Origin of the sequence: Pullulanibacillus sp. KACC 23026 (genome assembly GCF_029094525.1) — a bacterium.
Lineage (GTDB): Bacteria > Bacillota > Bacilli > Bacillales > Sporolactobacillaceae > KACC-23026.
On record NZ_CP119107.1, the window covers coordinates 3894035 to 3908313 of the forward strand.

Genomic DNA, 14279 nt, shown 5'->3' on the forward strand with positions numbered 1-14279 from the left:
TCCTCCTTAAATTAATGAAATGAAATCGGTTTAGCTAAACAGTGAGAAGAAAGGGGGAAGATAGGTTGCTTCTTCCCCCTTCACCTTTTCACTTAATTACTTACTGGCTTCAATTTTGAAAGGACAACGGCTGGTGCTGGCCAGCTGTATGGAGATGGATGCGAATACGTATTAGATTGATCTGGGAATCCTGTGTATTTCTTAGAGGAGTATTCAAACCAAACTGGACCATAGAACAAAGGAATCGCAGGCAGTTGGTTCACCATGACATCCTCAATTTTCGACATCGCTTCTTTTTGTTTAGCAGGATCCGTTGTCGATTGGTATTCAGCTAAAGCCGCATCGGTTGCGGGGTCGCTGTATTTCTCAATATTCCAAGCCCCATGAGAATTCAAGAGATCTTGGAAGGTTTTGTATGGGGTCGGACCGCCATTTGTCCAACCAATAGCAAGATCGTACTTATCGCCTTGAATGGTTGTCATATAAGCTCCATATTGCGGTTGCTGGACCTTAACTTGAATGCCGATTTTTTTAAGGTCCTGCGTAATAACCATACAGCTCGTGACCCAGTCGGACCACCCGGAAACCACTTGCAGCGTAAAGCTTAACTTCTTACCTGTTGGTGAAACAAAAATGCCGTCGCTTCCTTTTTTGTAACCCGCATCTTGAAGAAGCTTAATGGCGCCTGCATCATCCACCGTGAATTTAGCGTCTTTATATTTAGGATCAATAAAATCTTTAAATTGCGGCAGCATGCCAGTTGGGTTAGCCACTTGCGCATAGCCATCCTCTGCCTGCTGACTTATTTTATTTCGGTCAATCGCCATGCTGATCGCTTTACGTACATTAATATCTTTAAGAATTGGATTCTTTAGGTTTGGATACAACATCACTGGGTTGCTGGGCGGGAACCAGTAATGATTATGATCTTTATCTTGATCGACATAGACTTTATCGACGTTTGGAATAAACATCCCTGTCCAGTCAATATCGCCTTTAACAAGGGCCAATTGAGCGCTTTCATTCGAATCATAAGCAGGGTAGTTTAATTCAGGAACTGCGTAACTATCGGCATCATAGTACTTAGGATTCTTTTTAAGTTTATAATCTTGTGGTGTAAAGCTATCCAGCATGTAAGGACCCGTACCAACCGGATTAGTTACTTTTGCTTTAGAAGGGTCACCAAGATCTTTCCAGATATGTTGAGGGACAATTGGTTGCTGAAGAATGTAAACCCCAAATGGAACATTCGGCTGACTGAAGTTAAAGTCAATGACATTATCGCTTTTCTTCTCAAATGAAGTGACTTCCTTCATAATGCCAGAGGTATCAGCTGCCGGATATTTTTTCAGCAAATTAAAGGTAAACATAACATCATCTGCAGTAAAAGGCTGTCCGTCCGACCATTTCACGCCATCACGCAAGGTCACTTCAAGTGTTTTGTTATCATTAATCCATTCATATTTCGTTGCAAGGAAGGGATATTCATTCGTACTAACGGTATCTAAGTAGTACATGGGTTGATAGATCAGGCCATTGGTTCCTCCCATTGCGCTGGTCGAAAAGGGGTTGAAATTGTCTTGCCAGTTCCCGCCGATGGTTGCCACGATGTTGAGCGGTTGGCCGGTTGCAGCAGTACTAGAATTACCACCGCCTGTGTTTGTTTTCGTTGAGCCTGTGTCTGTTTTAGTTTCGGTCGTCTTGCTTCCACAACCGACTAGAAAGACGCTTAGAGCAAACACAAGAGCCAAAAATAAAGTTAAGCCGCGTTTCACCTTCATCATTTACACTCCTTAATTTGGAATTTCCGTCTCTGAAAACGGTTACACAAAATGACTAAAAGATAAACCCCAACTGGCTTCTATATTTCTATTAGGAATGCCTCACCCCCCTAAACGCCCTCACTTACTCTTCCCAAAACTACACCCATTCGATATTCTTGTTGATCCTTGGCTTCGTAACGGTTTCTCTTAAAACAAGTTCAGTTTCGACTAAAGCAGAACTGGCTGGAAAATAGTTAGCGTCTTTCATCATTTTAAGCAGTTCGACGCCTGCACGCTTCCCCAATTCCTCCTTGTTCTGGCGAATGGTGGTCAGTCCTGGTTTGACATATTTTAATAAAGCGAGATCGTCAAAACCGATGACAGACATATCGCCTGGTACTTGAATGCCGTTCTCATGCAAGGCTCGAATGACTCCTAGTGCCATCATATCCCCCGCACAAAAAATAGCGGTTGGAAGCTGCTCCATTTTTAACAGACGATTGGCTGACTGATAACCGCCTTGTTCAGTGAAATCGCCGTTAAGAATCCATTCTGATTTGACTGGGAGTTGATGTTTTTGCATGCCTGCTCGAAATCCTATTAAGCGATCTTGACCTGGTTTTGTAGAAAATACGTCCGAGATGAAGGCGATTTCCTTGTGACCTTGCTCCACTAAATGATTGACCGCTTTGATTGCTCCGCCGATATTATCGGACATAATGAATCCTGCTCGTGGGCCAATAAGGTCCAAGTCAATCGCTATACAGGGTAAATGACTATGGGCTAAATTATGTAGGTTCGGATCTGTTCTCGGAACCCCCATTAGAAATACGCCATCGACATTGCGATGTCTTGCACGTTCATAAAAACTGTTAAGATGATTGTTTGGGCTATCGTCTGAGAAGAAAATAAGATCATATCCAGCTAATCCAACAACTTCCTTAAAACTAGCTAATATATCTTGTAAGAAGGGATGCCGAAATCCTGAGTTGAGGTGATCTGTAAAAAAGATGCCTATCGTAGATGATTTTTTGGTTGCGAGTCCTCTTGCAACTGAATTAGGTCGATATCCCATATCGTCACAAATTTTTTGTACTTTAACCATTGTTCTTTGACTGACGTCAGGATACCCATTTAGAACCTTTGAAACAGTCGCTGCAGAAACACCCGCCTTTTTTGCAATATCATAGATCGTGACCATGCTATCTGCTCCTTAATGATCAGCTTAACGAAAACGGTTTCAATACATGGTAAAAAAAACAGAAGAGGAATGTGTGATTTCGTGGTGTTTTTGGAGTATATCCAACTATTTGTCTAAATTATAACTCTATTTCATTAATTGTAAAGCGCTTTCAGTGAAAAATTTTAATCTTTTTTTAACATGAGTTCGAAAGCGGTTAAGACCGGCTAAACGGAGGCCGATCACTCCAAGCCGTTATTTTTTCAGCAAGGCATGAAACCAGAAAAAAACAAGCCGAATTGGCTTGTCCTTAGTGGTTGATCATTGATAGTTAGTAATCGTAATTGTCTTCCTGTAAAGACTTTGAGATCAAGTGTTCAATCCCTGAGCCTTTAGCACCGCCTGTCTGATCTTGTTGAGACTGTTGCCGCTTGGATAAGCTTCTGGCTACCGCGACACCAATCCCTGCTCCAACTGCCATTGAAACTAAACTAATTCGTGCCATTCATAACGACCTCCCTTAATTTTAGTGTTGGTTTCCTCTCAAATTTCATACCAAAAACAGCAAATTTTTTTACAGTATTATTTTTTCTCTGTGAGGAATTATAGAGGCGTAGGAGGTGATAAGGATGACCGTAGGAACTAAAATTCAACAAACGATTGCGAGCTGTGAATCAGCATTAGCAAGCCTCGATTCATTTGCCCTTGAAACAAATGACCAAGCAGCAAAAACGATGTTTAAATCACTTGCCCAGCAACAAAAAACAATTCTTGATCAATTGAACTCCCGTCTTCAATATGTCCAACAAGAAGAGCCTCAATATAATCAGTAAACAAAAGTCTTGAGCGCCTTCTTAAAATAAGGTAAAAAAACAGGGCAGTCCATCGTACGGACTGTCCTGTATTCAGGAGGCATGACATGATCTTGATTAAAACAGCGAGGAGGTATTCCGTGCGACATAACTCTGCGTTGCAGTTATGTCACTAATACACTATTCACCGAATCTAGATCTGTAAAGGACAAACGTTTAATTCAGGATAAAATGGGTTAACGCGTCCTGTTAAGCGTTCACCTCTTCAATTGAACCATCCGCCTTTGGATAAATTACACGGTCAGCAATCCCTAAAAACAATCCGTTTTCCACCACGCCAGGAAGACTATTCAACCAAATGGATAACCCTTCAGGATCCTCAATCTGGCTAAGATGCAAATCAACGACAAGGTTTTGACTATCCGTAATAAAAACAGAGCCATCTGCTTTTTTCCGAATACTAGGGTTTAGCCCTTCTTTCTCAAATTTTCTTATTGTATGTGAAGAACCAAAAGTTAAGACCTCCACAGGAAGCGGGAAGGCACCTAAGACTTCCACCTTTTTGGAGCGGTCGGCCACCCATATGTTTTGTTTGGAAGAAGTCGCAATAATTTTTTCAAATAATAAAGCGCCGCCTCCACCTTTTATCCCTTTAAGCTGAGGATCAAACTCATCACAGCCATCAATCGTCAAGTCTACTTCAGGTACATCATTTATATTATGAATCGTTAGACCGAGAGTTTGGGCAAGCTTAGTTGTTCGGGTAGAAGTCGAGACAAAGGTCAACTTCATTCCCTCCTCCTTCACTCTTTGGGCAATCTTATGTATTGTATAATAAGCCGTAGACCCCGTCCCAAGGCCAACAATCATTCCGTCCTCAACATATTTTGCTGCATATTCTCCAACTAACTGCTTCTCTTGAACTTGCTCCACCTGACATTCTCCTTTAAGTCTCAAAGTTAATCTGAAGTTATTTTATCACAAAAGTTCAAGTTATACTTACTTAGACAAAAACCAGCCCCAAATACAGGACTGGTTTTTCTCGCTTATTAACTAGTTTGATTTAGATTTCCCTAGAACTTTTTCTTCTTTTTGAAGATAAGCAATTCGCTCTAGCATCGTCGGATGATCATAGGTAAGGAACCGAATGAGACCAGGAGGATTCACATCGCTTAATCCAACCTTTGTTAGTTCTTGGAAGGCTTTAATTCCTGCCTCCGGATCTTTCGTCATTTTGACGGCATAGGCATCCGCCTCATGCTCATAATGCCTAGACACGGCACTCTCAATTGGCGATCCCACAAACGAAAGAACGGAAAAGATCAACAAAATAATCGGAATCGAAGCAAGATCCCCAACATGACTTATGCCTAATCGCGCCCCCCACTTATCCACAATTTTCAGATGGATCTTAGAGGTGATATAAAGCCCAACAAGGATCATAACAATCGTGCCAAGCATACTCAGCAATAAATGATGCATGACATAGTGCCCCATCTCATGGGCCATTACAAAGAGCACCTCTGACTTTTGAAGGCGATTTACCGTCGTATCCCAAAGAACAATTCGGAGATTAGACCCGATTCCATTTACATAAGCATTCATGGCATTTGTTTTTCCGGACATATCCACTTCATAGACATTATGTGCAGGAATATGCGCTTGTGCAGCAAGCTGCAAAATATCGGTTTTTAACGGCGACGCCTTAAGCGCATGAAAGTCATTATATAACGGATCAATCACTACCGGTTGAATAAACATTAAGAAAATAGTAAAAGGAATGGCAAGCAGCCAGACAGGCAGCCACCATCTTCTAGGTGATCGGCGGATAAAATAATAAATGACAACCATCATAATAAAGGTGATCACCCAGTTCACCCAAAACGATGTCAAACTGTCCTTCAACCAACTGTTCAAAGGCTGTACAGAAACCCCATAATGAACCGAAACATAATGCGCAATTAGATCAATGGGCAATGTCACGATCCAAGTCACGATTGAAAGAGAAAGCCAATAAACAGCCGTATGAACAATCGAAAAACGCGTTACCTCTGATGCACGATTTCTAAGCCAATAAGAAAAACCAAAAATAAGAATAAAAAGATACATGCCCCACTCAAACGGAATATTAATAAAATAAATCCAATCTTGAATCCGAGAATACGATTGACTCAAAAGAACCTGATGTGAATTTAAAAACGTATTAGGATCAGCCGGCGTCCCTTTAAAAGCATCCGGAACCCCAGGATGAGTAAACACAAATAAATATAACCAAGACAAAAGAATATATAAGACATACAACCCAACAAACGAACCAGCCAGCTTTTTCATCGAATCCTCCCTTTTCATGATGAAAATCTTCTCATTATAGTTTAAGCCTTTGTCCACAAAATTAGAACGAGCCTACATCCTTGAAGAAGCATCATGAGTCACTTCCTCGAATTTTCTTCGTGCTGGCTTGCGCGAAATCCCCGTCTTTTCACACAGGATTTTAAGCAAGAGCAAGTTGTCCATTCCATATGTTGTTTTACCATTTATCCAGCATCGTGCTGGCTTGCGCATAAATAAAAGTCAATACACAGGTTTTTAAGATAGTTATCTTCTCAACTAAATAACTTTGACGAGTTAAATGCAACGACAATTCGTTATTCTCTGGCTAGAGCTTTATTTTTGGCCTTGATTGATCATTTAGCGTATTCTCGTTACGCCTATCCAAATTAGGCGTAACGACATTCACTTATTTCCGCTTTCTCACCTCGTTTTTGAACTTAAGCGTAACGACAATTCGTTATCTGCATAAAATGTAAGCCAACCAAAGGAAGGGCTTACGATTAAAACAAGCCCCAAAAATTTGGGGCTTAACCTTGAGTTAATTAAGTTTTATTGTGAAGCAGATCCCGGATTAAGTCTGAAATGGCACTTCCAAACTCAACCCCTTGAAAAGTAAGAAGGATGAAAGCTGTGGCCGAGAAAAAGGCGGTAACGCCCATCATGATAAAACGGATCCACACGTCTGATCACTCCCTTTCTCTCTATAAACCATCTTATTAGAGAAAAGAGTGAATATGCAGTGTCCCCTCATTTAGTGACACAATACCTATTAAAATTACTAAAACCAAATAGAATAAATCATCAGCACCACAATGGCTGACAATACAACAAACACAATATTCCACTCTAGAAACGCCGTGATAAAAGCCACACCACCGCCGAGCACCCCAAATAGGAAATCGCTCATGGTGATCCCGCTTAGATGTCCGGATTGGATGACCAAAATACCGGGGAAAATCAGCGCACCTAGGACCGCAAATGGAACATTTTTCAGCACAGCCTGAACAAATGGAGGAATTCGATCTGTTTGAATCGCAACAAGAGGCAACATTCGCGGAATGTATGTAACAAGCCCCATCCCGACGATGATCCACATCACATTATGAGCCATGCTTCAAACGCCCCTTTTTGTAAAAAATAGCTTCGACCCCGATGCTGGACACAAGGGTAGCCCCGACAATCGCCCAACCCATTGAAAGAAAGAGAGAAAAAATAGACGAAAGAAGTGCTGAACCAATAAAAAGGAACACGACTTTACGCTGCTTTTTCAAGGAAGGGACAACCAAGCCAATGAACATGGCATATAAGGCAATACTCATGCTTTTTTGGAGAACATGTGGTAAATTAGCCCCAATAATAAAACCAAGAGCTGTATTAACAACCCAACTTCCATAGGCCATTGTAATGAGCCCAAACATATAAGAGGACGAAATCGTTTCATCCGACAAGGAAGCCACTGAGAAGGTCTCATCCGTTATACCGAAAGCATAAATGGCTTTTTTCCACTTCGGTTCGGGACAAGCCTTTTCATTAATTGAAGCACTCATTAACAGATGGCGGATATTAATAATAAATGTGGCAAGGATGAGTTCAATACCGCTTGAGCCCATCGCAATCATCGGTAATGCCATAAGCTGTGAAGCACCCGCAAAAACCATAAGACTCATCCCGACACTATCATACAAAGACAAATGATAAGTCTTGGATAAGAGTCCAAAGGTTAAAGCGATCGGCAAATACCCGATGGCAATAGGAAGACCTGCCTTCAACCCTTTCTGATAACCTGCTCTAGGCTTCTGAGTCATAGTTTGATAAGATAGCACTGTACCACCTCTAAAAAACATCGTATGTTATATTATATAGATTGTATGTTATATTTAACACCTTTGCAAGGAGTTATTAATTATGGATAAAGAACAGCTTAATACCCTAATTGGGGAACGACTTAAAACAATACGGGTGAACAAAGGGTTAAGTCTCGATCAAGTATCCGAATTAACCGGTGTCAGTAAACCTATGCTTGGACAAATTGAGCGCGCCCAATCCAACCCTACTGTCAGTACACTTTGGAAAATTGCAGAGGGCTTAAAGGTTCCTTTCTCCACTTTTATCGAGGAAAAATCAGAAAGCATCAAGATTGTCAAAGAAATAGACATTACTCCAATCAATGAGGATGATGAGCGTTTTTCTGTCTACCCTTTATTTCCAACTGAAGATGGAAAGCCGTTTGAAATCTTTAACGTGAAAGTCATGCCGGGCTGCAGCTATTCATCCAACCCGCACCCAAATGGCGTTGAAGAATATCTATGGGTGACAGAAGGAACTTTAGCCTTAACCTGTCACCATCAAACCCGCATTCTGAATCAATCTGAAGGCATTCGTTTCAGGGCCGATACACGTCATCGCTATGAGAATCTAACCAAGCACATGACGAGTCTAGTGATGATCATCTATTACCCTTAAAGTTTGACGAAATAAGCGGCACATTTTTCACTTTTCACCGTCTCAAACATAACCTATCAGTAGAGGTGATTGTAAATGGCAGACGATAAAGATGAAAAAATCCTATGTTACCGCTGCGGGTATTCTGCCGATAAAGGTGATAAACACTGCGTATTGTGCGGTGCTCCTTTAGAAAATCTTTGCATGGATGAACCTGGACTCGTCCATAGCGGGTGCGGTGCGAAAAATGACCCCCATGCTGCTTTCTGTAAAAAATGTGGTCATCCTACACTGTTCCACCATCATGGTATTGTAACCCCTCATCCTTCAGCATCAGGCATTAAGACCTTTCCATTTGGAGGCTTCTCTCAGCCAAATGGCGGCCCCCAAGCCCCCTTAAATCAAGGATGAGTTCAAGGAATTTACGAACACTTATACTTAACATTAAAAAGACACCCAGGTCTCTCTGAGAAAGAGCCTGGGTGTTTCTATTAGTCTTTTAAACCCGATTATTTACCTGTAAACTTCGGAGGCCTTTTTTCATTAAAAGCTTTTAGAGCCTCTACACGGTCCGCTGTCGGTATGGTCACCTCATAGGCTTTGGATTCAATCTTCAAACCAGTGGCAAGGTCGACATTCATACCATTTTTAATGGCGAACTTCGCCTGTTGGACAGCAATTGGTCCGTTTTTCATGACGGCTGCGGCAAGCTCCTTACATGAGTCCAATAGCTGGTCGGCTTTAACAACCTTATTCACAAGACCATATTGGAGGGCTTCCTCCGCTGTTAGCCGCTTTGCTGTTAGAATAAGTTCCATGGCTTTCGCCTCACCAATTAAGCGGGGTAACCGCTGTGTGCCCCCGGCTCCCGGGATAATGGCCATACTTGTTTCAGTCAGTCCCAAATAAGCGCCCTCAGCCGCATAGCGAAAGTCACAAGCAAGAGCGAGCTCCAAGCCTCCGCCAAGTGCATAGCCATTGATCGCGGCAATGGTTGGTTGAGGAAGCTCTGCCACTTGATTAAACACGTCACCAATCTTTTTCACACTTCGACGGACTTCCTGAGGGGCTAAGGTACGTCGTTCTTTAAGATCAGCGCCAGCACTAAAAGCCTTTGGTCCAGCCCCTGTAATCACAACCGCCCGAACGCTTTTGTCCGTATGAATGTCCTGGATAATGGCTTCTAATTCTAATAATGTGTCATAGTTAAAACAATTCATAACCTCTGGCCAATTTAACGTTATAGACGCCATATGATCCTGACAGTCATAGATGACTCGTTTCACCTTCGACTCCTCCTTTTTAATCCACCCTGTTACCTAATTCGGTACTTAAGAGATTCGTCATACTTAACCCATGTGGCGATGCCTTGCCCGCTGCCAATGCTCATAGCGGCTAATCCCCAGTTTGCTCCACGCTTTCATTTCCAAATTAAGCTCAGGCAAAGTCGACTATCAAACTTATTAACTGAACTCTCACTTTAGATAAAAGGTGGCGATATTTCGTTATTCATTATTCTGATACGTTTCTAGAATATGGTCAATCATAAAATGAAAAACAAGTTGAAGCGGTCTCCCGTTAACTGGCGGGGCGCCTTCAAAATTGCTAAATAAACCGGCCGTTTTCTAACCAGCAGGGAGTCCTGAAAACGTCAATTTTAGCAAACAAAGAGTCCATTTGAAGCAAAGCTGGCAAGTATCGGCCTGAATGTCGGCTATTGGGAAGGCATGGTGCCGATCAAAAGCTTCGGCATTTTTTATCAAAGCGAATTGCTTTATCCCGAGTAAACAACTATGTATAATATGAATACTAAGAGTTATTGAGGAGGTTTTACTTATGGGTATTCCTAGACCGCTCGTTCGGACCAATCAATGGTTTATTGTCATTACGGCTCTTGCCGGCGTTTTTATCACTCCCTTTATTTTAATCCTGCCTTTTGTCATAGGCGTTTTGACACTTATATTCAAGAAAAATCCAATCATCCTTCTATCTAAAAAGTTTCTAAAAAAACCATTAGCTTCTTACATTATGGAGGATAAAGATCAGCAGTTGTTTAATCAGTGGATTGCCACCATTTGTTTAGGACTCTCTCTCGCCTTTTATGCTCTGAACATTCCAGTGGTTGGCATTATTTTCAGTATCATGGTGATTTTGGCTGCAGGTATTGCCATAATGGGTTACTGCATCGGCTGTACAATTCGCTTCCGCTATAAAATGTGGCGTTACCACCGCCAGGAAGCACGCGCAAAATGATAATCGAATTTAAAAGGCTAACTCGGGCTCTCTATGAAGGGACTGAAGTTAGCCTTTTTAGTTACTTGTTTGAAAAGGTAAAGTGTCTTTAGTCTTTTGTGACAAAATCTTTTAAAAACACATATTTTAGTAGTCATTTATACTATAATGATTAGAAAGTAATAGCTTGTTACTTTATCTTGATAAAACATTAAAGCAATGATAGACTTTTAAAAAAATAGAGTGATGAATAAAGGATGGATGAGATGATCAGCACAATACTGTTTGACGTTGATGGTGTGATTTTAAGTGAGGAAAGATGTTTTGATGCTTCAGCCTTGACCTTGCATGAACTCCTTTTCAGCTCAAATTATTTAGGGCTTAAAGGAGAGGTTTTCACCACAGATTTGACCAATTCGGAAATAACAGCAATAAGAGAACATGTCTTTCAAAACGATGACGTACTGAATTTCATGAAATCACTTGGAACCAACTCGAACTGGGATATGGTCTATCTCACCTTTTCCTACCAGCTTATTTTACTATTAGATGCTTTAAAAAACGCTAGAAAAGAACTCATCGATACAGCATTTGAGTCAGGTTTTGATCAGCCGTTTTTAAAACAACTTGGCGAGGCGGCTAATCAGGAATTGTTTCACCCTCAATTCAATTCATTTGTTTCCGACTTAAGCCGTTTTTCAGAGGAACCTGATTTATTTAAACGGCTTGATGCCTTTACCGAGGAGCGTCTCGGGAAAACAACGAACCGGTTTTCAGCACGTGAACCGTTGTGGACAATTGGTCAACAGGCTTATCAGGAATACTACCTTGGGAGCAGGCGCTTTGAAGAACTAACTGGCACCCAAGCAATCGATTCGACTAAATCTGGGTTTCTCGATGATGAAATTCCGCTGCTTCCTCCAGAAGAACTCGTAAGCCTTTTTAGTTCATTAAAATCAAAGGGCTTTACAATCGGCGTCGGCACAGGACGACCTTTTATTGAGACCGAAGTTCCGCTTCGTCTGCTGGGGATTTGGGAGCTTTTTGAGTCCGACCGGATTGTAACCGCCACTGACATGGAAACCTATAAAGAGAAGCATCCGGAATGGGGGGCACTCTCGAAACCTCATCCATTGACCTACTTAATCGGTTATTTTAAATGGCAGCCTGATGTGGAGACGATTTACTCCCTTCCTCTTCCCATCGAACAGGCCCAGGACCTCTTAATCGTCGGAGATTCGTTAGCCGACCTAATCGCTGCCCGGGCCATTGGGGCTCAATTTGCCGCCGTCTTAACCGGCTTATCTGGACAAACAGCACGAAGCACCTTCGAGAAACATCAAGCCGACTTCATTTTAAATGATCTCAGTGAATTGCCGACCATTTTACCAAAATAAGCGTTTTAAAAACTCGCCTTGTCCTGGATTCTCTGGTACCTATTTATTAGAAACGAGCATCAAGGCGAGGCTCTTTTCTATCTGAACCTTTGAAAATAAGCGGAGAAATTCCTTTTAAATTGGTAAATACCCCTATTTCCTTAAAAATAAGAGGATTTTTTCCGTTTATAAGTTTCCAACGCTTTCGATTTTGTTCAATTTCGAGTTGTTAAGCGGAAAACTTCCGCTTATATCTGTTCTTTAAACTCGCTCTTCATACATTAGCCGGAAATTCTCCGCCTATTCGACCACTTCTACCTCAACCAAGAACCTCAGCAAATTTTGAATAATCTGTTTCACTGGCCTTTAAATTGGAAATGATTAATAAAACGATAGCGACAAATAGTATAATTAAAGTACTTTTAAGCGTGGGAAGTGATCTTTATGAACTATGATGTCATTGTAGTTGGGGCTGGACTCTCCGGTCTTGTTGGAGCGGCAGAACTCGCGAAGGCCAATAAAAAGGTTCTCCTATTAGATCAAGAACCGGAAGCTTCTTTTGGCGGGCAGGCTTTTTGGTCGTTTGGCGGGCTGTTCTTAATAGATTCTCCCGAGCAAAGACGAATGGGCATCAAAGATTCTAGGGAGCTGGCCTGGCAAGATTGGCTCGGAACAGCAGGGTTTGACCGCCTGGAGGATGAGGACGTGTGGGCCTACAAATGGGCAGAGGCTTACATCGATTTTGCTTCTGGGGAAAAACGAAGCTGGCTTCGTGAACATGGAATCCGCTTCTTTCCAGTCGTTGGCTGGGCTGAGCGCGGTGGCTATTTAGCAGATGGGCATGGCAATTCCGTTCCTCGCTTTCATGTTGTATGGGGGACAGGACCTGCTATTGTGAAGCCATTTGAAGAGCATGTCCGAGAAGCTATGATGAAAGGATTAATAGACTATCGCCCGCGGCATCGCGTCAATGAGTTAATTGTGGCTAATGGTGCGGTTAAAGGGGTTCATGGTGACCGCCTGGTTGAAAGCGCTGTCCCAAGAGGAGAAAAAAGCTCACGTGATGTCATTGGCGATTTTGAGTTTTTTGCAGAAGCTGTACTGGTAACAAGCGGCGGAATCGGCGGGAATCATGAGTTAGTCCGGCAAAATTGGCCCGCAAGACTCGGGAAACCGCCTGAACATATGCTTTCGGGTGTCCCGCACCATGTTGACGGAAGAATGCTCGGCATTACAGAAAAAGCAGGCGGACGCATTGTGAACCGTGACCGTATGTGGCACTACACGGAGGGCATAAAAAATTGGCAGTCGATTTGGCCAAATCATGGGATCCGCATTCTGCCAGGACCTTCTTCCATTTGGTTGAGCGCAACAGGTGAACGTTTTTCTTCACCTAATTTCCCTGGGTTTGACACACTTGGGACGCTAAAGGCCATCACGGATACAGGATATGATTACTCTTGGTTTATTCTGACGCAAAAAATAATAGAAAAAGAGTTTACCCTTTCCGGCTCTGAACAAAACCCTGATCTTACAGGCAAAAGCATTAAGCGCGTCTTATCCAGAGTACTCCCCGGCGCCCCTCCACCCGTCCAAGCCTTCCTGGATCATGGCGAGGATTTTATCATGGCGAATACGATTGATGAGCTTGTCGCACAAATGAATCAGTTATCCGGACAAAACCTGCTTGATGTGGAGAAAATTCGCAATCAATTGCTGGCCCGCGACCGTGAGATGGAGAACGCCTTCACCAAAGATCTCCAAATTGCCGCCATTCATGTGGCCAGAAAGTATCGCGGCGATCGCTTATCCCGTGTTGCCTCGCCGCACAAGCTACTCGATCCAAAAAACGGCCCGTTAATTGCGGTCAGGCTTCATATTGTCAGTCGAAAGACCCTTGGCGGACTCCAAACGGATTTAGCGGGTCGCGTTCTAGATCTTCACGGTAATCCTGTTCCCGGCCTCTATGCCGCAGGAGAAGTCTCAGGATTTGGCGGCGGCGGTGTTCACGGCTATCGGGCACTCGAAGGCACCTTCCTTGGCGGCTGTTTATTTTCAGGAAGGCAAGCGGGGAGATCCCTCGCGAAGGAGCTTTAAAGAAAGCAAAGCTCTTCCCCAGGCCTTTAGTCGTTGGCGGTCACCT

General features: G+C 42.7%; 15 protein-coding genes. 6 read left to right on the forward strand and 9 right to left on the reverse strand.

The window, feature by feature from the left end; all coding sequences use genetic code 11:
- Positions 1-92: 92 nt before the first annotated feature.
- From PU629_RS17990 to PU629_RS18000, 3 genes are all read right to left on the reverse strand, one after another.
- Complete coding sequence (locus PU629_RS17990) at positions 93-1781, reverse strand: ABC transporter substrate-binding protein (RefSeq protein ID WP_275281411.1); 1689 nt, start codon at positions 1779-1781, stop codon at positions 93-95.
- 139 nt (positions 1782-1920) lie between these two features.
- Positions 1921-2964, reverse strand: a complete 1044-nt coding sequence (locus tag PU629_RS17995) for a LacI family DNA-binding transcriptional regulator (RefSeq protein ID WP_275281412.1) — start codon at positions 2962-2964, stop codon at positions 1921-1923.
- A 310-nt stretch (positions 2965-3274) separates the two neighbouring features.
- Complete coding sequence (locus PU629_RS18000) at positions 3275-3448, reverse strand: hypothetical protein (RefSeq protein ID WP_275281413.1); 174 nt, start codon at positions 3446-3448, stop codon at positions 3275-3277.
- A gap of 124 nt (positions 3449-3572) precedes the next feature.
- On the opposite strand from PU629_RS18000, the gene PU629_RS18005 reads away from it, so the two are divergent.
- Positions 3573-3776 (forward strand): DUF1657 domain-containing protein, encoded by a 204-nt coding sequence (locus PU629_RS18005; RefSeq protein ID WP_275281414.1) that lies wholly within the window; start codon positions 3573-3575, stop codon positions 3774-3776.
- Between the two features lie 228 nt (positions 3777-4004).
- On the opposite strand, the gene rpiA is transcribed toward PU629_RS18005, so the two are convergent.
- From rpiA to PU629_RS18030, 5 genes are all read right to left on the reverse strand, one after another.
- Entirely contained in the window at positions 4005-4688 is a 684-nt protein-coding gene (rpiA, locus tag PU629_RS18010) for a ribose-5-phosphate isomerase RpiA (protein ID WP_275281415.1), read from the reverse strand.
- Between the two features lie 120 nt (positions 4689-4808).
- Complete coding sequence (locus PU629_RS18015; protein WP_275281416.1) at positions 4809-6086, reverse strand: M48 family metallopeptidase; 1278 nt, start codon at positions 6084-6086, stop codon at positions 4809-4811.
- 542 nt (positions 6087-6628) lie between these two features.
- Positions 6629-6766, reverse strand: coding sequence for a hypothetical protein (locus PU629_RS18020; protein ID WP_275281417.1), 138 nt, complete (start codon positions 6764-6766; stop codon positions 6629-6631).
- A gap of 98 nt (positions 6767-6864) precedes the next feature.
- Positions 6865-7197, reverse strand: coding sequence for an AzlD domain-containing protein (locus tag PU629_RS18025; protein ID WP_275281418.1), 333 nt, complete (start codon positions 7195-7197; stop codon positions 6865-6867).
- The gene (locus PU629_RS18030; protein WP_275284492.1) at positions 7187-7891 is read right to left on the reverse strand and encodes an AzlC family ABC transporter permease; all 705 of its coding nucleotides are present in this window, start codon (positions 7889-7891) and stop codon (positions 7187-7189) included. The genes PU629_RS18025 and PU629_RS18030 overlap by 11 nt, the downstream gene beginning before the upstream one ends.
- A 100-nt stretch (positions 7892-7991) precedes the next feature.
- Between PU629_RS18030 and PU629_RS18035 the strand changes: the two genes are divergently transcribed.
- Complete coding sequence (locus PU629_RS18035; RefSeq protein ID WP_275281419.1) at positions 7992-8549, forward strand: helix-turn-helix domain-containing protein; 558 nt, start codon at positions 7992-7994, stop codon at positions 8547-8549.
- Positions 8550-8624: 75 nt separating this feature from the next.
- Positions 8625-8939 (forward strand): zinc ribbon domain-containing protein, encoded by a 315-nt coding sequence (locus tag PU629_RS18040; RefSeq protein ID WP_275281420.1) that lies wholly within the window; start codon positions 8625-8627, stop codon positions 8937-8939.
- A 98-nt stretch (positions 8940-9037) separates the two neighbouring features.
- Here the strand turns inward: PU629_RS18040 and PU629_RS18045 are convergent, their stop codons facing one another.
- Entirely contained in the window at positions 9038-9814 is a 777-nt protein-coding gene (locus tag PU629_RS18045; RefSeq protein ID WP_275281421.1) for an enoyl-CoA hydratase-related protein, read from the reverse strand.
- Between the two features lie 550 nt (positions 9815-10364).
- Between PU629_RS18045 and PU629_RS18050 the strand changes: the two genes are divergently transcribed.
- The 3 genes from PU629_RS18050 to PU629_RS18060 all read left to right on the forward strand — a co-directional run bounded on the left by PU629_RS18050 (position 10365) and on the right by PU629_RS18060 (position 14233).
- Complete coding sequence (locus PU629_RS18050; RefSeq protein ID WP_275281422.1) at positions 10365-10781, forward strand: DUF4395 domain-containing protein; 417 nt, start codon at positions 10365-10367, stop codon at positions 10779-10781.
- Between the two features lie 245 nt (positions 10782-11026).
- Entirely contained in the window at positions 11027-12157 is a 1131-nt protein-coding gene (locus PU629_RS18055) for an HAD family hydrolase (protein ID WP_275281423.1), read from the forward strand.
- Positions 12158-12580: 423 nt separating this feature from the next.
- The gene (locus PU629_RS18060; protein ID WP_275281424.1) at positions 12581-14233 is read left to right on the forward strand and encodes an FAD-binding dehydrogenase; all 1653 of its coding nucleotides are present in this window, start codon (positions 12581-12583) and stop codon (positions 14231-14233) included.
- Positions 14234-14279: the final 46 nt, after the last annotated feature.

Bases quoted from the DNA above. Each gene is read 5' to 3' on its own strand.
- PU629_RS18060 (WP_275281424.1), top strand. From the start codon at position 12,581: ATGAACTATGATGTCATTGTAGTTGGGGCTGGACTCTCCGGTCTTGTT.
- PU629_RS18035 (WP_275281419.1), top strand. From the start codon at position 7,992: ATGGATAAAGAACAGCTTAATACCCTAATTGGGGAACGACTTAAAACA.
- PU629_RS17990 (WP_275281411.1), bottom strand. From the start codon at position 1,781: ATGAAGGTGAAACGCGGCTTAACTTTATTTTTGGCTCTTGTGTTTGCT.
- PU629_RS18025 (WP_275281418.1), bottom strand. From the start codon at position 7,197: ATGGCTCATAATGTGATGTGGATCATCGTCGGGATGGGGCTTGTTACA.
- PU629_RS18005 (WP_275281414.1), top strand. From the start codon at position 3,573: ATGACCGTAGGAACTAAAATTCAACAAACGATTGCGAGCTGTGAATCA.
- PU629_RS17995 (WP_275281412.1), bottom strand. From the start codon at position 2,964: ATGGTCACGATCTATGATATTGCAAAAAAGGCGGGTGTTTCTGCAGCG.
- PU629_RS18050 (WP_275281422.1), top strand. From the start codon at position 10,365: ATGGGTATTCCTAGACCGCTCGTTCGGACCAATCAATGGTTTATTGTC.
- PU629_RS18055 (WP_275281423.1), top strand. From the start codon at position 11,027: ATGATCAGCACAATACTGTTTGACGTTGATGGTGTGATTTTAAGTGAG.
- PU629_RS18030 (WP_275284492.1), bottom strand. From the start codon at position 7,891: ATGACTCAGAAGCCTAGAGCAGGTTATCAGAAAGGGTTGAAGGCAGGT.
- PU629_RS18015 (WP_275281416.1), bottom strand. From the start codon at position 6,086: ATGAAAAAGCTGGCTGGTTCGTTTGTTGGGTTGTATGTCTTATATATT.
- PU629_RS18000 (WP_275281413.1), bottom strand. From the start codon at position 3,448: ATGGCACGAATTAGTTTAGTTTCAATGGCAGTTGGAGCAGGGATTGGT.
- PU629_RS18040 (WP_275281420.1), top strand. From the start codon at position 8,625: ATGGCAGACGATAAAGATGAAAAAATCCTATGTTACCGCTGCGGGTAT.